Genomic DNA, 18,617 nt, shown 5'->3' on the forward strand with positions numbered 1-18,617 from the left:
GTCCGCGCCCGCCGGCGACGACCGCGGCGCCGGCGACGACCGCGGCGCCGGTAACGACTCAGTCCCCGGTGCCAGCGCCGCGAGCGCCGTCGACGCCGTCGCTGACCGTCTCGCCGGATCGCTGACGGACGGCACCGACTTCTTTCGAGGGGTCGTCGGCGGTGTCGATGGCTGAGTCGCGGCGGCTCCGGCCGCGGTCCGAGGCGACCGAGACGGAGCCGAGCGGCTCCGTCGCGCGCCCGCCGAGCCGCCCGAATCGCGGGCGGTCTCGTTTTGAAGATAGGAAGCGATTTATCCGAGCCTCGTAACTGTCCGCCCGTGCAGCGAACGGTACTCCTTCTCGTCGTCGCGCTCGTCGCCAGCGCCGGCCTCGCGTCGGTCGGGGCCGCACAGACCGGGGCGGGGCTCCCGTCCGGCGGCTTCGATCAGATGGACGTCAGCCCGGACGACGTCCTGATAGCGGTCACAGTCGAACCCGACGGCGACGCGGTCTGGGAGACCCAGTACCGGATCCGCCTCGCGGACGACGACGAGGAGCAGGCCTTCGAGGAGCTCCGCGCCGACGTGGAGTCGGACCCGGACGCGTACACGAGCCGGTTCGGCGAGCGGATGCGCACGACTGCGGGGGCCGCCGAGAACGCGACGGGCCGCGAGATGAACGTCACGAACGTCAGCGTGAGCGCCGAGCGACGCGAACTCCCGCAGTCGTACGGCGTCCTGACGTACCGGTTCGAGTGGAGCAACTTCGCGGCCGTCGACGGCGACCGACTCCTCGTGGGGGACGCCGTCGACGCGCTGTTCCTCGACGAGAGCACGTCGCTCATCGTCTCGTGGGAAGACGGGTACCGACTCGGCGAGGCGTCCCCGACCCCGACGGAGACCCGTGACGACGCTGTCGTCTGGCAGGGGCCAGTCGACTTCACCGAGGGGGAACCGCGCGTGACGATCGAACAGGAGGAATTCGCCGCCGGAGCGCTCCCGTTCGTCGCCCTCGGACTGCTCGTGGCGATCGTTGCGGTCGTCGGCTACCGTCGCCGCCCCTGGGGAGCGTCGGCTTCGGGCGAGACACCGGTGGCGTCGGCGGAGTCGACCGAGCCCGGGGCGACCACTTCGACCGCGGCTGACGGCGCGAGCGCCTCGCCCGATTCGGCTTCGGGCGAGGACGACGTGACCAGCGACTCGGCCGCCGGAGAGGACGAGTCGGGCACGGACGCGGACGAGGACGCGGACGGCGCGGCGCCGCCGGTCGACGAGGACCTGCTGAGCAACGAGGAGCAGGTGATCCGACTCGTCGAGGAGAACGGCGGCCGGGTCAAACAGAAACGGGTCGCCGAGGAGCTGGACTGGACCGCCGCCAAGACGAGCCAAGTCGTGACTGGGCTCCGGGACGACGGGGACCTCGACGGGTTCCGGCTCGGCCGCGAGAACGTGCTCTCGCTGCCCGAGTACGACGCGGCCGGCGGGGGAGACGCGGACGGCGAGGCCGACGGTACGACGGACGAACGCGAGGAGTGACGCGTCCGAGCGCCGCTCTCGGACCGACTCAGGCGGCCGGTAACGACCGGCCCCTCACTCGCTCTCCGCCCGCGTCAGAGGTCCCGCGACCGACCGAGGTGCTTGAGTTCGCCGCCGCACTCGCACGTGCCGCCGGAGTCCGTCCGTTCCCCGCATTCGAAACACTCGTACAGTTCTTGTCCGTCACTCTCGTATTCTGGTCGCATATCAACTCTTTTGATAGCAAGTAACATAGCTTCGGCCCTATTATTCTTTAAAGAATACGATATCATATCGGCGAGTGGTTGGACGAACGATCAGACCCGGTACGGGGCGCGCTCGGCGTCGACGGTCCGCCGGTGGGCCGATTCCGTGCCGTCGAGACGACCCGGGAAGACGGGACGAACGGCCGGAACCCGTTCCTTTTTCACTCGAATCGGCGTAGTTGAGGTATGGAGTTCGGCTTCACTCTCGGATCGAACGCCCCGACCGGCGTCTTCGCCCTCCACGCCGCGGTCGCCGCGTTCTTCCTGTACCTCGGGGCTGTGAACGCGGCCGCCGGCGAATCGCTCGGTCTCGCGTTGAACGCGCTGATCGGCGCCATGCTCCTCGTCGCCGGCGTCGTGACGGCGCGGATAACCGAACGGCGAACCTGAGCAATGGGTCGTTTCCGCTGTTCCGATCATTTCACGCGATGATTCGGTCGCCCTTTTGCGCGACGTATCCGTAGACTCGAGCGGTGACGTCCTCGACGAACGAAAGACGCATGACCCAAACGATCGGGACGAAACAACGATACTGGTCAAGAAGTTCGCGACACGCATCGTACCCCTCGTACCGATCACCGTCTCGGAACACGCACACACCACTGGACAAATCGATGTCGGTCCGCCGAGCGTACCGACTCGGGGCCTCGCTTTGTGGATAAAAATCTATGCTGTCCGAGACGTCCAGAATCGCAAACGGGGTGAGAGCACGCATACAGGTGCGGCACTGTTCGTCGAACACGACTGTGATCTCTCGGCGCCTGATGAGACCTTTGAATCCGATGTCCCAGCCCGCGAACAAGAGTAGAATGAAGTACACGTCAACGAAGTGAATTCCGAGCAACAGACGATTGGAGGCGGTGAACGACAGTAGTCCAAGTATTATCGGTGTGATACTGATTTTTGCGAGGACCGCGATGAGGAACCCGAGTTCTAACACTAGCGTTCCGATTCCCGCTGTGCGCGTGAGCAGCGGGTACTCCGCGACGAACTTTAGCGGACCGTCCGGTCGGTACGTGGTGACGATCCGAGCGAGGTTATCAGCGGCCGCGAACTCAAGGCTCGGATTCAGGATCCCGTCGTGGAACACCTTGTCGTATCCGGCTCCGAAGTAAATAATCGCGATGACGATGAGGCACCACTTGAGCGCAGGCATCCTGTAGGACGCCCCGTCGGATTCGAGACGGTGTCTGAGCGTCTCAAGTGACTCGTGTTTGGTTCGGCGGAAGAAATCGACGGACAGGCCCTCCGAGTCGTGGAACAGCGCGAACAGGATCAGAAAGTAGACGCCGATATAGAGCGCTTCCGTCTCCCCGCTGCCGACGAGCGTCGCTCGAACCACTGCCAGATGAGCCAGAAGAAGTGCGCTGGCGACTGCCGTGAATCGGATCCGATATCCGACGACGTATCCGACGAGGAGGCCGATCAGGATCCACTTTTCGACGGTCAGGATTAATCCAGGTGCAACCGGCGGCACAGCCCAGGCGTACTCCGGAGTCTGGTAATAAGGGACCGCAAGGAAGAGCGGCCAGTCATACATGGCCGTCTTCCAGACGAGCCAGAAGCCGATGATCCCCCGGGCTGCTGTGCGATTTATGGGCGAGTCGCGTTCAGAATCCGAAGCGTAGTTGACGAACATAGTTAGTACATCCTCGTCGCGTTATCCGCGCTTCGTTCCGGGTAGAGTTCCAAAGCCAACTCTTCGGACCGGGAGATGATTTCCGTTCCGTCGGTGGAGGTTACCGTTCGAACTTGATATACGCGAATTCCGACAAACTCAGAGTACCCACTCAGCTCCTCCGCCGTCCACCCGCCGGAACTGTGTGCCGGGAAACGGTACAGACGACGCGGATTGTTCCAAACGTCGGACGGTACCGTTCCTCGAGTCGGGTGTCCGCGCTCCACCGCTGTGCGATACTTATTTGTCCGATCGAGTAGCCACCGGGCGATCTCCTGATCCTCCTCGCTCGATTCGTTCGAAATCAACCGTTCCGCAGGCAGGGGGTAAATACCGTCGTGCGCTAATAGTGCCTTTTCATCGACTTTGATCTCCTGTCCGTTCGCGTCGACGACGCGAATCTCTTACTCGGTCGATTCGATCGGCTTCGGCTCCGAAAACTTATGCCAGTTTATGAACGGGCTGATGGTAATCGGCACGACTGTTTGGAACAGTAAGAGAACGACGAGAAATCCCGCTAAGTACGATTTCGTGACGTATTGCCGGTCAGAGAATATAACTGCCAGCGCGCTCAGTAAGAAGAACCCACAAAACACCATCGGAAGAATCAGCTCTGCGTATGGACGCAGAATCTCAATTAGCCCTGCGATGCCTATCACGATCGGTTGCCCCATGAAAGTGTAAATTGAACACAAAGTATTTGTTATACACAATTTAATCTTAAATTCTCTGGATAGAGTTCAGATAGGAAAGTGGAGTGAGGCGGTCCGATCTTTGACTGGTCTATGCTTGAGATCGTCCGCCTCAACAACTCTAGCGTGTTCTACGAGCTGTATTCCCGGAGCGAGAGATCACACGCGAGCCTGCAATGAAGCTCGGTATCTGGCTCCGTTTAATCGTGATTTAACTCTCAGACAACGTCTTTATTTCCGATATATCGGGTGGCGGTCGCTGTCTACCTACCGTTCACAGCAGTGTTTCGAAAGGTGATGTATAGCCGGTCTCGTATGCTGATCTGGGTCACATCACGGCTGATGAGACCGCGATCCAAGTTACTGACGACCAGTTCTGGAGGAATGACTGTTTCCAGTCTCGACCAGACGTTTCACGACTCTCACGTAAGTCGATATTGTCGAGAGGGAACTCTGGTTACCAGTCTTAGTCGTCGTTTACCAGCGCTCCGCCGATAGTTTAGACCGGCTGAGAACCGAGTGGGATTGGGTTATGAATTTGATTTAATCGTCTCCTCGGTTCTCATTGGCGGCGTTCGACCACCCAGAACGCACGACGGATTCGGTCCGAAACGTCCGTCTTGGAGCGCGATCAGTACGCCAGCAATAGGCAGTTTCAGACGAGACGCAACAACGGACAGAGTGATGTAGAAAGCATTGAAGCCGTTATTCTCGAAGCCGGAGGAGGGATTTGAACCCCCGACCTATTCCTTACGAAGGAATCGCTCTGCCAGCTGAGCTACCCCGGCGCGCGTCTAACAATTCCCGAACGGCAAAATAAGGGTTCCGAAACGACGACGGCTCGGGGACCGGGCGCGGGCTCGATGCCCTCGACATCTCTCGATCCCCGCGCCCTCAAATTGTTGTCGTTCGTCTCGGTTAAAGTCTAATTCTACCTAGATGCGGCGGTTTCTATCGATACTATCACAGGTGTATAAGGAAAAAACATAAATACTTGTTCAGGTCTTCAGTACAGTGTGGTCGCGCCGCGACGGCGGAGATCGGCTCCGTCGGTGGTGCGTGCCCGGTCGAAGCCCGTGCCGGGTGCCGATACTCTCGTCGGTCGCTTCCCCCACGGCGACCCGACGTGGCGGTCACCACTATCAGCGATCCACCGCGGCCGTCGTCCACCCACGTCTCCGACGTGTCAAGCGCGAAATCGCCTCTGACCTCGACGCTCCGACGGCCGCGAACTCTTGTCATGTGACGGGCCGTGTCGTCCCGACCCGCTCGTTCCCGGGCGGGACGACTGCCGCGCTGTCGGTCAGTCCATCCGGTCTCCTCGGTAGTTATCGGTGTGAGAGCCACTCGGCGAGGGGCGGCGCTCGTCCGACGCTCGCCGCGCCCCTAAGCGAAGAGCCGCCGCGGCTCGCTCGCGATCGCCGAGAGACCGCTCGCGCCGGCCCCGAGAGCGCCCGCGACCCGCACCTCCGCCGGTGCGACGCCGAGCTCGCGGGAGAGGCGCCCCGGGCGCGCGTCCGCGCCGATCACCGCGACCGTCCGACCGCGGACCCGGACCTCGGTCGTGAGGCGCGTCGCGGTCAACAGCGCGGCGGGGGCGCGTGCGTCGCCGTTCTCCGGTAGCCTCCGGACGACCCGGATCGCGTCGCGGACGGTCGGTACCTCGACGAACAGCCGCTCGCCGGTCGAGCGGACGTCGAGATCGACGCCGTCGACGGTGAGCGTGAGGTCCTCCGTGACGACCGAGAGCGGCGCCCTCGCGTCAGTCCCGCTCACGGGTCGTGACCCGCACGGTGCCGTCGAGCCGCCAGTTGGCGTGCTCGACGTCGTCGCCGGTTCCGCTGGGGACGTCGACGCTCATGTCCTCGAACTCGTACACGATCTCTGCGTTGCGGCCGGTCAGCCGGTCGTAGAGCCCGATTGCGAGGTCGGGCCACGTGGTCGTCTCGTCGATGCGCTCCTCCGGGTCGACTGTGTCGCTCATAGTCGATGGATACCACGTACCACAGTACTATAAAATTGTCACTCTGTCGAAACCACCGGCGGCGCTGGCGACGGGGAGTCACCGACACGTGATGACGCCGGCGTCGCAGGCGCGACCGACCGAACCGCGCTTCAGAGCCGCGTCAGCCGGACGTCGAGGCAGACGTTGTACTCGTGGGGCGCGTACGACCGGACGACGCGCTCCGTCTCGATGTCGACCGCGTACTCGTCGCCGGCCGCCTCGCGGATCGCCCGCGCTCCGGGGCCGAACGGGTCGTCCTCGTGCTGAATGTCGTAGTAGTGGACCGCGCAGTCGTCGCCGGCCAGCCGAACGGCGGTGTCGAGGAACGCGTCGGCGGAGTGCGGGAGGTTCATCACCAGCCGGTCGGCCGCGTCGGCGTACTCGTCCGCGATCTCCCGCACGTCGCCGGCGATCGCGGTCACGCGGTCGGCGACCCCGTTCCGGGCCGCGTTCTCGCGGAGGTAGTCGACGGCGCGCTCGTTGAGGTCACAGGCGATCACGTCGGCGCCGCGGGACGCCAACGGCACCGCGTAGGGGCCGACGCCCGCGAACATGTCGACGGCGGTCTCGCCCGCCTCGGCCCGCTCGATCACGCGGTGGCGCTCCGTGGCGAGCCGCGGCGAGAAGTACACCTCGGCGACGTCGAGCAGGAACTCGTGGCCGTACTCGCGGTGGACGGTCTCCGTGCCGTTCCCGGCCAGCACGTCCCACCGCCGGACGCGGAGCTCGCCCTCGATCGGCGACGCGCGGTTGAGCACCGTCTCGCAGGGCACGTCGGAGGCCATCACCGCGTCGGCGATCTCGCGGGCGCGCTCGTCGTCGTCCTCGTCGACGATGACGATGTCGCCGAGGCGCTCCAGCGAGGGCTCGTATCCGAGGACGTCGGTCGGCGTCTGCGGGCGATCGCGCTCGGCGGCGTCGCGCTCGACGACCCGCGCGTCGAGGTCGGCGGGGACCGCTTCCGGGTCCGTGACGGGGATGTAGATGGTGTCGCCCTCGACCGCGATCTCGTGGTCGCCGTCGACCGCGAGCGCGGAGAGGCGGAGCGAGCCATAAACGCTGACGCTTTCGGCCGTCCGGGACGGACGGGCCGACGATCCGGTGCGACCGCGGCGCCGGAGTCAGTCGTCCGCGGTCGCCTCGGGTCGATACGCCTCGCTTATCCCCTTCCACTTCCCCGACCGGAACCGCCAGTAGTTGATCGCGGCGGGGATCGTCGTCTCCGCGAGGAACGCCGTGTAGAGGCCCCACAGCCCGATCGCGGGGAGCGCGACCTCCGGGAGCGTGAGCCCGGTCAGGGGCACGTCGAGCGCGGGGGTCACGTCGTTAGCGCCGACGTACGCGAGCGGGATCGAGACGCAGAACATTCCCAGAAACTGGCTCGCGAAGGGGATCTTCGTGTCGCCGGCCGCGTCGAGCGGTCCCGCCGCCCCGCCGGAGACGCCCTGGAACACGACGGCGACGCAGGCGGCGTACACGAGGTTCACGGCGATCGGGACCTCCGGGCTCTGTGGGCTCTCCGCGAACAGCACCACGATGTCGGTCGCGAACGCGGCGATCAGCGCCGCGGAGACGACGTACGTCGCCACGGAGAAGCGGATGATGTCGCGGGCGTACGCCTCCGCCTCCCCGGGGTCCTCGCCGCCGAGTTCCTGTCCGACGAGGCTTGAGGAGGCGAGCCCGAACCCCCAGCCGGGCGTGTTCATGAGCCCCCAGATGCGCCGTGCGATGACGAACGCGGCCACCGTGTTCTCGCCGAACACGTCGAGGATGGCGAGCATCGGGAACTCCGCGGCGGTCCACACGAGGTTGCGCGCGCCGACCGGGAGCCCGATCTCGACGAGGTCGCGGAGCATGTCCGGGTTCAGGTAGGAGCCGAAGGGGTCGACGGCGACCGGGAACTCGCCGATCAGGGGTGCGCTACCGCGCACGAGCCCCGCGGTGAAGCCGGCGACGGCGAGGACGTTCGAGAGGACGGTGCCGACCGCGGCGCCCTCGACTCCCCAGCCGAACCCGAAGATGAACAGCGCGCTGAGGACGATGTTCGCGAGCGCGCCCCCCGCCCGCACCTGCATCGCGGTGTACGCGTCGTCGCAGCCGACCAAGACGCGGCTCCCGACGAGGTTGAGAGCGGCGAACGGCACCCCGAGCCCGACGACGCGGAGGTAGTCGGCCCCGAGCGCGATCGCGGCCTCGTTGCTGCTCAGGACGTCGATGAACGCCGGCGCGTACAGCCAGAACGCCGAGCTGACGGGGAGCGTGACGAGCACGACGAGGAGGACGCTCGACCGCACGGCGTCGCCGAGCTCGCCGTACGCCGCCGCGCCGTACCGCTGGGAGACCAGGGCGATGGTACCGCCGGCGACGCCGCCGCCGATCGCGAACGAGAGCCCCCAGTACGGCCCGGCGAACCCGACGCCGGCGACCGCGCTGGTGCCGACCGCGACGCCAACCATCGCGACGTCGACTGCGTTCTTCGACATTCGAGCGATCCCCGTGACGATCCGCGGCCACGCGAGGTCCGTCGTCCGGACCACCCGGTGGCGGTCGATCAGTCCCGCCCTCGCGAGGGCGAAGCCGATGTACAAGATGAGCGCGCGGAAGGGGTTCGGGAGGCGGACCACTGCGAGTACGCCTCTTTCCCGGTGGGCGCTAAAGGGATTTCGTCACGCGGCGGTCGTTTCCGGATCGGGGGGACTCGACCGCGACGTTGAGGCGGAGACAGATATCAGGCGCCCGACACGAGGTACACGGCCGCGGCGGCGAAGACGATCCCGACCGCCTTGCGGGCGGTGAACGACTCGCCGAGGAAGAGGAAGCCGATCACAGACGAGAAGACGAGGAACATCGCGAAGATGGGCGTCACGACGCTCACCGGCCCCAACGCGAGCGACCGGTACAGCGCCAGGATGCCGATCCCGAGGAACACTCCGGCCGCGAGCACGTGGAGGATCTTCGGCGACCCGAGGTGGACGGCGAACCCCTGGCCGGTGTACGCGAGCACGCCGACGGCCATGCAGATGAGCAGGGTGTTAGAGACGACGACGGCGACGTCGCTCGGGACCGCGTCCGGTCCCGTGGTCGCGACGCGCATCAGCGGCGAGACGAGCGCGTACGCGCCCATCGCGAGGAGCGCGTAGGGGAGATACGTAGCGTCCATACCGGCGGGTCGACCGGGGCGAACTAGTGCCTACCGACCCGCGGCCGTCGGCCGGCGGCTACCGACCCGTGCCCGCGGAGCCGGCGGACGCGTGGGTCTCGGCGCCGGCCGACTCCTCCCCGCCCGCCGGCGCCGCGTCGCCGGTGGGGACGGAGACCGTGACGGCCGTCCCGCGGGGCTCCCGCTCCGCGAAGGAGACGCTCCCGCCGACCTCGTCGATCCCCCACTTCACGATCCAGAGGCCGATCCCGCTGCCGTGTTCCAGCGGCGTCTCCGTGCCCTGCGCCAAGACCTCGTACTCGGCCGGGTCGATCCCCGGGCCGTCGTCGGCGACGGAGACCTCGACCCAGCCGTTCGCGACGGTCGCCTCGATCCACACGGACGGCGCGTCCGCGTCGTTGTGCTCGACCGCGTTCGAACAGAGGTTCGCCGCGACGACGCGGAGGGTCGACGGAACCGGCACGTCCGGCACGTCCCCGTCGATCGACACCCGAGCGTCTGGGAACTCCTCGCGGAGGTCAGCCGCCGCCTCCTCGACGACCGCGGACAGCGCGACCGGCGGCTCCGGCTCCGAGACCGGGTCGAACAGTTCGCTCGCGGTCCGGGTCCGCTCGCTGAGATCGAGGATCCGCGATGCGCTCTCCTTGACGACCGACAGCGCGCGCTCGTCTCCGGAGTCGGCCGTCAGTCGGTCGGCGTACCCGTGGATCAGGTTCGTCTCGGTCCGGACGTCGTGTCGAAACACCCTGTTGAGCACGTTCAGCCGCTGCTGCTGACCGAGATACTCGCCAACGTCGTGGAAGACCATGAGCCGCCCGACCGCCCGACCGTGGTTGTCGGTCACGCGTCGCACCGTGACCTCGTACGGTCGGCGCCCGTTCCGTCCCACGACCGAGAGGGGCCCGACGTCGCCCCCTTCACCGTCGAGCGTGTCGTAGCGGGGTACGACCGCGCCGGCCGCCTCGCCGACCGCCGTTCGGCGGTCGACCTCGAACACGTCGGCGGCGCTGCGGTTCAGGTCGAGCACGTGGCCCTCGGTGCCGACGACGAACACGGGGTCGTGGAGCTGCTCGAAGACGAGCTGGCGCGCCCGGCGGCGCGGCGCGGGCGTGAGCGTGAGCAGCCGGAACCGCGACAGCGCGAGGAGGTACGCGACCCCGGAGGCCGCGAACGCGACGGGGGTCGGGTCGAGTCCGGGGATGGGGATCGCCCCGGTGAGATAGAGGACGCTGCTCACCCACGGCACCGCCGTCCCCACGAGCAGCGCCGCGCTCTGCCCCCGGAACGGGCGGGCGTCGTCGCGGACGAGCTGGAGGATCGGGACCGACCCGATCAGCCCCATCAGGTAGGTGTAGCCGGCGATGACGTAGTACCAGGGACCGACGTCGACGCGGAGGAACGACCCGACCGCGGTGTCGGCGACCGCGCGGTCGGTGGTGATGAGCCCCAACGGGTCGCCCGTCGCGACCACGAGGACGGTTATCGCCGGTGCGACGCAGGCCGCCGCCACGACGCTCGGCCGCACGTACCGGTCGCGGCCCGTGTACTCCAGCGCGAACAGCAGCCACCCGACCGGGACCACTACCACGCCGACCCACTGCACGTCGTACCAGAGCGCCTTCGCGGCGAGCGTCGACGCCTCTAACTCGAAGACGAGGAACGTCGTCCACCACACCTGCCCGAAGAGGAGCAGCGCGAGCCACGTCGCCCCCGCCTCCGGCCGCTCCCGCCACGCGAGGATCGCCGCGGACATCCCGGTCACGACCGCGGCGAGAAGCGCGATGGAGAGCGGACTCAGCCCGATCACACTTAATTACATGTAAAGGTGATATAAATCATTTTGTTTCCCTGATTCGACATCCGCGCCGCGATCGGGCGGACGGCGGGAGTCGGTCAGCCGACCAGCGACACCCCCGCGATCGCGGCGCCGACGACGAGGTAAGTGCAGTCCGGGGCGACGCCGAGGACCGCGGCGTCGTCGACGCGGCCGGCGAGGGCGGTGACGCAGACCGACGCGACGATGCCGACGCCGAGCGCCCCGACGAGCGGCCACGCGAACAGCCCGGCGACGGCGGCGGCCGTCACGGCGCCCGCGACGATCAGGTCGACGCCGTACAGCACCCGCCGGGTCCGGGCGACGCCGAGCACGACGGGGAGCGTCTCGACGCCGACCGCCGCGTCCGCCTCCACGTCCCGGACGTTCGGGAGTTCGGCGTCGACGAACGACCGGAGGAGGAAGTACGCGAAGACGACCGGGACGGCCGGCCCCACCGCCGCCTCGGCGAACGCGATCGGGAGGAACGTGAGGGCGGTCGCCCACCCCACGGCGACGACGATCGAGTTGACGACGAGCACGTCCTTCAGGCGGGGGACGTAGCTGTGCCCGCCGTCGGTGACCCCCGCACCGACTCGCCCGACGGGCTGGTCGTCGGGCGCGACGCTCGCGAGGACGTCGCCGACGGCCCGGCCGAGGTCGGGCAGCCAGTCGGAGGCGTACACGACCCAGAACGCACCGGGGAGCAGCGTGACCGCGAGCGCGACCGGTCCGCCGATGACCGCGAGCGCGACCGCGGTGCCGTACGCGAGCGTGGCGGCGACCATCAGCTGGTCTCCGTAGCGCCGGGCGAGCAGCGCCCGCTGCGGGGTCGAGGCCGCGTCGGCGTCGGCGTCGGCGACGTGGTCGACGGTGTACACCGCGAAGGTGACCAGTGCGACGACCACCGGGGCGGCTGTCGGCCGGACGCCCAGCAGAACGGTCGCGATGAGCGTCTCGACGGCCGCGACGAGCGCGATGAACGGGGCCCCCGACGCGAACGCGCCGAGGAGGCGCGCGGGGTCGGTAGTCGTCCCGACCGCGGCCGGAGACGTGCCTTTCGGCGCCGCTGACTCTCGACGCGGTGGCGTCGACTCCGTCGAGGCGCGCGGCGGCGTCTCGGACGGGAACTGTTCGGTGTGATTCTCCGAGTCGGTGCCGTCGATGAACTCCGACGGCGGATCTGTCCTGTTTGACATTGTTTGCGGCCGGCACCCCGACTGTCGGTGGCACCCGCCAGCTATACTCAAACCACCGAACCTATTTATACATAATAAAATGAATAAACAAACTGATAATAGTGGGCGTTTTATCTCTGACTGAGCCGATTCGATCTCGCGTGCGTCGCCCACCGGTGGATCGGCGGCGTCCCGAGTCCTCCGTGCCCCCTTCAGTACGCTTTTGGGGCGAGCGGCCGATCCGTCCCCTATGGACGGAACCTTCGACCACACGATGATCCGCGTCGAGGACTTAGAGGAGAGCCTCGACTGGTACCAGACGCACCTGAACTACGAGGAGAAGGGACGCTGGGAGGCGGACACGTTCACCAACGTCTACCTCGGCCCCGAGGACGTCCACGAGGACGGCGCGCTCTTAGAGCTCACCTACAACCACGGCGACCGTACCTACGAGATCGGCGACGCGTGGGGTCACATCGCCGTGCGCGTCCCCGAGGACGCTCTCCAGGAGTCGTACGACCAGCTGATGGCGGAGGGCGTCGAGGACTACCGAGACCCCGAGTCGTGCGGCAACCGCTACGCGTTCGTGAAGGACCCGGACGGCCACGAGATCGAGATCGTCAAGCGCGACTACGGCGAGAAGTGGAGCATCGACCACACGATGATCCGCGTCGAGGACGCCGACGAGGCGCTCGGCTACTGGACCCGAAAGTTCGAGTACACGGAGCAGCCGGGTGGCCGCTGGGAGGCGGACACCTTCTCGAACTACTTCATGGCTCCCGAGGACGCCCCGAAGGAGGCGATGAAGCTGGAGCTCACGTACAACTACGACGGCCGCGAGTACACGATGGGCGACGGCTGGGGCCACCTCTGCGTCCGCGTCGACGACCTCGACGAGGCGTGGGAGACGCTGATGACCCGCGAGGCGCCGGACTACCGCGACCCCGCCTCCTGCGACCACAACTACGCGTTCACGAAGGATCAAGACGGCCACGAGATCGAACTGCTCGTCCGGGAGTAGGCGTCAGCGCCCCTCGTTTCTCGCCGCTCGCTCCGCGACGTCGACGCCGTGCACCTCGAACCGGGCGCCGCCCAGCTCGGGGTCGTCCGTGACCCGCACGTCCCAGCCGTGAGCGGTCGCCACCTGCTCGACGATCCGGAGGCCGAACCCAGTCCCCTCCCGCGAGGTCGAGTAGCCGACGTCGAACACGTCCTCCCGGTCGTCGGGCGGGATTCCGGGCCCGTTGTCTGCGACGAAGAACCCGTCGCCGTCGGTCAGGCCGCCCACCGTGACGGCGACGCGATCGCCGCCGTGCTCGACGCTGTTGCGCATCAGGTTCTCGATCAGCTGTTGCAGCCGGCTCTCGTCGGCGTGCAGCGTCAGGTCGGTCTCGACGGCGAGCGTCGCGTCCGCGGTGTCGACGTTCAGCCAGCAGGACTCGACGACCGCCGCGAAGTCAACGAGCTCCGTGTCGCTCACGCGCTCCCCCTCGCGGGCGAGAGTGAGCAGGTCGCTGATCAGTCCGTCCATCCGTTCATGGGCGCCGGCCGCGGCGTCCAGGTGCGGCGAGTCGCAGTCGTCTCGAGCCAGCTCTACCCGGCCCTGCGCCACGTTGAGCGGGTTTCGGAGGTCGTGGGAGACCACGCTTGCGAACTCCTCCAGCCGGTCGTTCTGCCGTTCTAGCTCCGCGCTCCGCCGGTGGAGCCGCTCGGTACGGGCCTCCGACTGGAACGCCGTCTCCGCGGCGGTCGCGAGGATCTTCGCGAGGAACACGTCGGTCCCGTCGAAGACGCCGGGGTCGGTTTCGCCGATCGATACCGTCCCGTACTCGCCCGCCGGGAGGATCATCAGGCTCCGGAGCCCCGTCCCGTTGTCGACGGCGTCGAGAGTCTCGATGTCGTCGTACACCCGGACCTCGTTCGCCTCGTAGGCCGCCCAGTTGAGGCTCCCGCCGTCGGGCGTGAACACCTCGCGCTCGGGGAGCGTCGCCTCGACGGCCTCCGACACGGCGACCGGGACCAGCCCGCCGGCGTCCTCGTCGTGGATCCGGACGGTCGTCACGGAGAAGCCGAGCACTTCGGCCGCGGCGTCGACGACGCGCTCGGCGATCGCCTCTCGAGAATCCGCGCGGATCAGGTTCCGCGTCGCGTCGTGAAGCCGCTCCAAGCGCGTCTCGCGGTCGACGCGGTCGAGGGCGGCCTCCAGGTGGTTCGCCAGGATCACGGCGATGAGGACGTCCGTGTCGGTGAACGCGTTCGCCGCCGACGCGGAGATGACGAACAGCCCGTGCCCCTCGATCGGGTGGAGCACGAGACTCTCCGCTGGCGTCTCCTCGTCGAGGCGGTCAGACTCGGAGAGCTCGTCGATCGCGAGCGGCTCGTCGCCGCGGTACGCCTCCCACGCGAGGGCCGCGCGCGACCCCGGCGGCCCGCCTCGGTCGTACGACGGCTGCTCGTCGAAGAACATGGGGACCGACTCCGCGAGCGCGATCGGCTCCAGCGCATCTCCGGCGTCGTTCTCTAGGTGGATCCCGCTCAGCTCCGCGCCGATGATCGCCGACGCGGCGTCCACCGCCAGCTGCGTCGTCTCCTCGACCGTGCGGGTGTAGTTGAGGTCCCGCGTCCACTCGCGGAGACGGGCCAGCTTCTCCTCGCGCCCCTTCCGGTCGGAGACGTCCCGCGTGTTGATCACGTACCCGTCGATCCCGCTGTCGTCGAGCCTGTTGCTGCCGACAGACTCCACCCACAGGTAGTCGCCGTCGGCGCGCTCCAGCCGGTGCTCTATCGTCGGATTCTCCGCGTCGCCGGCGATCGACTCCCTGAACCCTTCGAGGACGCGTTGGCGGTCGTCCGGGTGCACGTACTCGAACGCGTCCTCACCGAGGAGGTCCGCCGGCTCGTAGCCGAGGAGCGACTCGACGGACGGGCTCGCGTACTGGAACATCCCGTCCGCGTCGAGCGCCGAGACGATGTCGTTGGAGCGCTCGAGGAACGCGCGATGCCGCTCGCGCTCGGTCACGTCTCGGATGATCCCGACGAACCGGCGCTCACCGTCTTCCTCGAACTCGCCGAAGGAGATCGACAGCGGCACCTCGTGGCCCTCGCGGTGCTGGCCCGGGAACTCGACGGCCGACCAGTCCATCTTCGGGTCACCGCCGGAGACGTACCGTTCGACCCCAGCGGTGTGATCCGCGGCCTTCCGGTCCGGCATCAGCTTCGTCAGCGGTTCTCCCTCCAGCTCGCTCGGCGCGTAGCCGAACAGCCGTTCGACGGCGGGGTTCGCGAACCGGATCTCGCTGTCGGCGTCGATGGTGACGATCGCGTCCATCGAGTTGTCGGTGATCGCGCGCAGGTGCGTCCGGGTCCGTTCGGCCTCGCGCTCGGCGCGGCGCTTCATGACGGCGTCGGCGATCCGGTTCGCGAGGATCTCGTACTTCTCGGTACCCCCGCCCTTCTGGAGGTAGTCCGTCACCCCGGCGGAGATCGCCTCGCTGGCGACGGTCTCCGACCCCTTTCCGGTGTACAGGACGAAGGGGAGGTCGGGATCGCGCTCCCGGACGCGCTCTAAGAACTCGATCCCGTTCGGTCCGGGCATGTCGTGGTCGGAGACGACGCAGTCGATCCCGCCCTCGTCGAGCCGCTCCAGCCCGACCGTCGCGTTCGGGGCGGCCTCGACGGCGATCCGCTCGTCCTCGCGTTCGAGGAACGATCCCGTCACCTCCGCGAGGTCCGGGTCGTCGTCGACGAGGAGGACGCGGATCCGGTCTCTCATTGATCCCGAGTACTGGTGACGACGGTATAACCATTTGGTCGGCCAGCGGAAACATCGACCACCCTAGGGCGGGCGGATCCGCGGCTCCTACTCGCCGTCATCCGGCCGGAACGCGACCAGCGGCTCCCCGTCCGTCGCTCGCTCCTCGACGCCGGCCGTCACCGACAGTCCGACCTCGACCGCGTCGCCCTCGGGCTCGACGCCGCGCAGGACCCCCGTCGCTCGGACCGGCCCGAGGTCGACGACCGCGGTGACGTACGGGGCGTCGTCGGCGAACCGCGGCGAGGGCACGTGGACGACGCTGAACGTCTCGACGCGTCCGGTCTCCGCGAGCGGTTCCCGCGAGAGCGCGTCCGACCCGCAGTCCGGACAGATCCGGCGCGGCGGGAGCGACCCGTGGCCGTCGGGACAGACCAGCGCGTACCCCTCGCCCGCCGCGAGCGCGTCGAGCCACTCGTCGTAGTCGGCGTCGCTGACCGGCGTCGGCGTGGGGCCGGTCCCGTCGGCGTCCCCGCCGTCGCTCCCCGCGTCGCCGTCGTCGCCGGCACCGTCGTCGCTCATTCCGCCACCTCCAGCACGTGGACGACCGCGCTGGCAACGGTTCCGCCCGCGTTGTGCGCGACGCCGACCTCGGCGTCTGGGACGTGTTCGCTGTTCGGGTGGTCGCCCCGCAGCAGCCGCGTCAGTTCGGCGATCTGGGACCCGCCGGTCGCGCCGACCGGGTGCCCCTTCGCCTTCAGGCCGCCGGAGAGGTTCACCGGGAGGTCGCCGTCGGCGGTCGTGATCCCCTCGCGGGCCGCCGAAACCCCCTCGCCGACCTCGAAGAGCCCGAGCGACTCCGTGGCGAGCACCTCGGCGATGGTGAAGCAGTCGTGGACCTCGGCGACGTCGACGTCGTCCGGGCCCACGCCGGCGGCCGCGTAGGCGGCCTCGGCGGCGTCGTCGGCGGCCGGCGTGCGCGCGAGGTGTTCGCGGTCGCCGAGCGCCATCCGGTCGGTCCCCTGTCCGGTCCCCGCCACCGCGACGGGGGCGTCCACGTCGTGTTCCGCGGCGTACTCCGCGGAGACGACCACCAGCGCGCTCGCCCCGTCGGTGATCGGGCAGGCGTCGTAGAGGTGGAGCGGTTCGGCGACCGGCGGTGCGTCCATCGCCTCGTCGACCGACACCTCTCGGCGGTACTGTGCGTACTCGTTCGGGAGCGCGTTCGCGTGGTTCTTCGAGGCGACGTGGGCCAGGTCCCGTCGCTCCCCGCCGTACGCCTCGAAGTAGGCGGTCGCCATCAGGGCGTACGCGCCGGGGAACGTGACGCCCGACCGGACCTCGAAGAGGTCGTCGGCGGCCATCGCGAGCCCCTCCGTCACCTCGGCGGTCGGCAGGTTCGTCATGCGCTCCATCCCCCCGGCGAGGACCACGTCGGCGTCGCCCGCGGCGACGGTCCGGACGGCCTCGCGGACGGCGACGCCCGCGGAGGCGCACGCCGACTCGTACCGGGTCGCGGGACAGCGCACGCCGGCGGCCTCGGCCATCAGCGGCGCCTGGTGGCCTTGATGCTCGGCGAGCGCGCCCATGAAGTTCCCGTAGTTCAGTTCCTCGACGTCCTCTCGCGGGACGCCGGCGTCCTCGAACGCGCGCTCCGCGGCCGTCGCGAAGAGGTCGCGTCCCGCGCGGTCCGCGTGGCTCCCGAAGCGCGTGAGCCCGACTCCGGCGACGCGTGCGTCGGTCATACCTGAACGATAATCGGGGTCCGGTTTATCGCTGCCGGAAGGCGCGGTCGCTCTGTATAAAAAGCCGGTCGGACCGCGTCCTACCCGATGTACCGCAGGTCGTCGTCGGGCACCGCGGGACCGTCCTGCATCTCGCGGATCTTCCCGACCACCTCCTCCATCTCCTCGGCGCGGTCCTCTAAGCTCTCGTAGTCGACCGAGAAGTCGAGGACCACCTCGAGTGTCTCGAGCACCGCCCGGGCGCTCTTGGGGTCGACGAGGTAGCCGCTCGTCTCGCCCATGAGGCAGGCGGCGTCGAAGCCCCGGCGGCCGCCGAGCCCGAGCACGAGTCCGGAGACGCCGACGATCCCGCCGGCCGGCTCGTCGGGCCGGAACTCGACGCCGGCGTCTTTCAGCCCCTCGACGAGGTCGGCGTCGGAGACCGCGCCGAGCACGGTGTACTCCTCGACGAGCTCGCCGGTCGGCACGCCGCCGAGCGCGTACGCCCGCGTCGCCCCGAACTCCTCGGCGATGTCGAGGAACGTCGTCGTGAGCGTGTAGTGGCCCGCGTTCGAGCCGGCCTGGTGGTCGCCGGTCAACACGAGCAGGTCGGCGCCGTCGGTCTCGACGGCGTGGAACTCGGCGCAGGTAAGCTCCGCGACCCCGTCGCCGTCGACGCTCACCTGTGGCGGGAACTCCGTGGTGTACACGCGGCGGACCAGCTCCCCGTCGAACTCCTCTAACAGGTGCTCCGCCGCCAGCTTCCCCACGTGGCCGACGCCCGGGAGGCCCTCGATGAGCACCGGGTCGTCGAGCTCCGGCGTCGCTACCTCGTCGATCTCGATGTCGTCCATAC

The 18,617-nt window shown here is 68.1% G+C and carries 15 protein-coding genes, 1 tRNA gene and 1 pseudogene; 3 read left to right on the forward strand and 14 right to left on the reverse strand.

Annotated elements, in window-relative coordinates:
* The first annotated feature begins 318 nt into the window (after nucleotides 1-318).
* Nucleotides 319-1,515 (forward strand): hypothetical protein, encoded by a 1,197-nt coding sequence (locus DJ75_RS04580; protein ID WP_094522976.1) that lies wholly within the window; start codon nucleotides 319-321, stop codon nucleotides 1,513-1,515.
* A 74-nt stretch (nucleotides 1,516-1,589) separates the two neighbouring features.
* Here the strand turns inward: DJ75_RS04580 and DJ75_RS18105 are convergent, their stop codons facing one another.
* Nucleotides 1,590-1,787: a rubrerythrin-like domain-containing protein gene (locus DJ75_RS18105; RefSeq protein WP_321169153.1), complete on the reverse strand. Its 198-nt coding sequence runs from the start codon at nucleotides 1,785-1,787 to the stop codon at nucleotides 1,590-1,592.
* 159 nt (nucleotides 1,788-1,946) lie between these two features.
* On the opposite strand from DJ75_RS18105, the gene DJ75_RS04585 reads away from it, so the two are divergent.
* On the forward strand, nucleotides 1,947-2,150 hold the full coding sequence (locus DJ75_RS04585; protein WP_094522978.1) for a hypothetical protein: 204 nt from the start codon (nucleotides 1,947-1,949) through the stop codon (nucleotides 2,148-2,150).
* A gap of 31 nt (nucleotides 2,151-2,181) precedes the next feature.
* Here the strand turns inward: DJ75_RS04585 and DJ75_RS04590 are convergent, their stop codons facing one another.
* The 9 genes and pseudogenes from DJ75_RS04590 to DJ75_RS04635 all read right to left on the reverse strand — a co-directional run bounded on the left by DJ75_RS04590 (nucleotide 2,182) and on the right by DJ75_RS04635 (nucleotide 12,307).
* Nucleotides 2,182-3,399 (reverse strand): DCC1-like thiol-disulfide oxidoreductase family protein, encoded by a 1,218-nt coding sequence (locus DJ75_RS04590; protein ID WP_094522980.1) that lies wholly within the window; start codon nucleotides 3,397-3,399, stop codon nucleotides 2,182-2,184.
* Nucleotides 3,400-4,845: 1,446 nt separating this feature from the next.
* Nucleotides 4,846-4,918 (reverse strand) — tRNA-Thr (locus DJ75_RS04600).
* Between the two features lie 598 nt (nucleotides 4,919-5,516).
* Nucleotides 5,517-5,906, reverse strand: a complete 390-nt coding sequence (locus DJ75_RS04605) for a peptide ABC transporter ATP-binding protein (protein WP_094522984.1) — start codon at nucleotides 5,904-5,906, stop codon at nucleotides 5,517-5,519.
* Nucleotides 5,893-6,114 (reverse strand): hypothetical protein, encoded by a 222-nt coding sequence (locus DJ75_RS04610; RefSeq protein WP_094522986.1) that lies wholly within the window; start codon nucleotides 6,112-6,114, stop codon nucleotides 5,893-5,895. Before DJ75_RS04610 ends, DJ75_RS04605 begins: the two co-directional genes overlap by 14 nt.
* A 131-nt stretch (nucleotides 6,115-6,245) precedes the next feature.
* Nucleotides 6,246-7,163 (reverse strand): annotated as a pseudogene (locus tag DJ75_RS04615) (class I SAM-dependent methyltransferase); the annotation flags it as partial.
* 93 nt (nucleotides 7,164-7,256) lie between these two features.
* Nucleotides 7,257-8,759 carry an MATE family efflux transporter gene (locus tag DJ75_RS04620; RefSeq protein WP_094522990.1) on the reverse strand — a complete coding sequence of 501 codons (1,503 nt, stop codon included), beginning with the start codon at nucleotides 8,757-8,759 and terminating at the stop codon, nucleotides 7,257-7,259.
* A 104-nt stretch (nucleotides 8,760-8,863) separates the two neighbouring features.
* Nucleotides 8,864-9,295: an EamA family transporter gene (locus DJ75_RS04625; RefSeq protein WP_094522992.1), complete on the reverse strand. Its 432-nt coding sequence runs from the start codon at nucleotides 9,293-9,295 to the stop codon at nucleotides 8,864-8,866.
* Nucleotides 9,296-9,353: 58 nt separating this feature from the next.
* Entirely contained in the window at nucleotides 9,354-11,102 is a 1,749-nt protein-coding gene (locus DJ75_RS04630) for a histidine kinase N-terminal 7TM domain-containing protein (RefSeq protein WP_094522994.1), read from the reverse strand.
* Between the two features lie 86 nt (nucleotides 11,103-11,188).
* Nucleotides 11,189-12,307: a UbiA family prenyltransferase gene (locus DJ75_RS04635; RefSeq protein ID WP_094522996.1), complete on the reverse strand. Its 1,119-nt coding sequence runs from the start codon at nucleotides 12,305-12,307 to the stop codon at nucleotides 11,189-11,191.
* Nucleotides 12,308-12,536: 229 nt separating this feature from the next.
* Here DJ75_RS04635 and DJ75_RS04640 point away from each other — a divergent pair, with 229 nt between their 5' ends.
* Complete coding sequence (locus DJ75_RS04640; RefSeq protein WP_094522998.1) at nucleotides 12,537-13,307, forward strand: VOC family protein; 771 nt, start codon at nucleotides 12,537-12,539, stop codon at nucleotides 13,305-13,307.
* 3 nt (nucleotides 13,308-13,310) lie between these two features.
* On the opposite strand, the gene DJ75_RS04645 is transcribed toward DJ75_RS04640, so the two are convergent.
* The 4 genes from DJ75_RS04645 to DJ75_RS04660 all read right to left on the reverse strand — a co-directional run bounded on the left by DJ75_RS04645 (nucleotide 13,311) and on the right by DJ75_RS04660 (nucleotide 18,615).
* Nucleotides 13,311-16,058: a PAS domain S-box protein gene (locus DJ75_RS04645; protein WP_094523000.1), complete on the reverse strand. Its 2,748-nt coding sequence runs from the start codon at nucleotides 16,056-16,058 to the stop codon at nucleotides 13,311-13,313.
* Nucleotides 16,059-16,145: 87 nt separating this feature from the next.
* Complete coding sequence (locus tag DJ75_RS04650; protein ID WP_094523002.1) at nucleotides 16,146-16,619, reverse strand: Zn-ribbon domain-containing OB-fold protein; 474 nt, start codon at nucleotides 16,617-16,619, stop codon at nucleotides 16,146-16,148.
* Nucleotides 16,616-17,782 carry a thiolase domain-containing protein gene (locus DJ75_RS04655; protein WP_094523004.1) on the reverse strand — a complete coding sequence of 389 codons (1,167 nt, stop codon included), beginning with the start codon at nucleotides 17,780-17,782 and terminating at the stop codon, nucleotides 16,616-16,618. Before DJ75_RS04655 ends, DJ75_RS04650 begins: the two co-directional genes overlap by 4 nt.
* An 80-nt stretch (nucleotides 17,783-17,862) precedes the next feature.
* On the reverse strand, nucleotides 17,863-18,615 hold the full coding sequence (locus DJ75_RS04660; RefSeq protein ID WP_094523006.1) for a proteasome assembly chaperone family protein: 753 nt from the start codon (nucleotides 18,613-18,615) through the stop codon (nucleotides 17,863-17,865).
* Between the last annotated feature and the right edge of the window lie 2 nt (nucleotides 18,616-18,617).

It is taken from the genome of Halorubrum sp. Eb13 (genome assembly GCF_002252895.1).
Classification (GTDB): domain Archaea; phylum Halobacteriota; class Halobacteria; order Halobacteriales; family Haloferacaceae; genus Halorubrum.

Bases quoted from the DNA above. Each gene is read 5' to 3' on its own strand.
- DJ75_RS18105 (WP_321169153.1), bottom strand. From the start codon at position 1,787: ATGATATCGTATTCTTTAAAGAATAATAGGGCCGAAGCTATGTTACTT.
- DJ75_RS04585 (WP_094522978.1), top strand. From the start codon at position 1,947: ATGGAGTTCGGCTTCACTCTCGGATCGAACGCCCCGACCGGCGTCTTC.
- DJ75_RS04590 (WP_094522980.1), bottom strand. From the start codon at position 3,399: ATGTTCGTCAACTACGCTTCGGATTCTGAACGCGACTCGCCCATAAAT.
- DJ75_RS04610 (WP_094522986.1), bottom strand. From the start codon at position 6,114: ATGAGCGACACAGTCGACCCGGAGGAGCGCATCGACGAGACGACCACG.
- DJ75_RS04625 (WP_094522992.1), bottom strand. From the start codon at position 9,295: ATGGACGCTACGTATCTCCCCTACGCGCTCCTCGCGATGGGCGCGTAC.
- DJ75_RS04635 (WP_094522996.1), bottom strand. From the start codon at position 12,307: ATGTCAAACAGGACAGATCCGCCGTCGGAGTTCATCGACGGCACCGAC.
- DJ75_RS04640 (WP_094522998.1), top strand. From the start codon at position 12,537: ATGGACGGAACCTTCGACCACACGATGATCCGCGTCGAGGACTTAGAG.
- DJ75_RS04645 (WP_094523000.1), bottom strand. From the start codon at position 16,058: ATGAGAGACCGGATCCGCGTCCTCCTCGTCGACGACGACCCGGACCTC.
- DJ75_RS04650 (WP_094523002.1), bottom strand. From the start codon at position 16,619: ATGAGCGACGACGGTGCCGGCGACGACGGCGACGCGGGGAGCGACGGC.
- DJ75_RS04655 (WP_094523004.1), bottom strand. From the start codon at position 17,782: ATGACCGACGCACGCGTCGCCGGAGTCGGGCTCACGCGCTTCGGGAGC.
- DJ75_RS04660 (WP_094523006.1), bottom strand. From the start codon at position 18,615: ATGGACGACATCGAGATCGACGAGGTAGCGACGCCGGAGCTCGACGAC.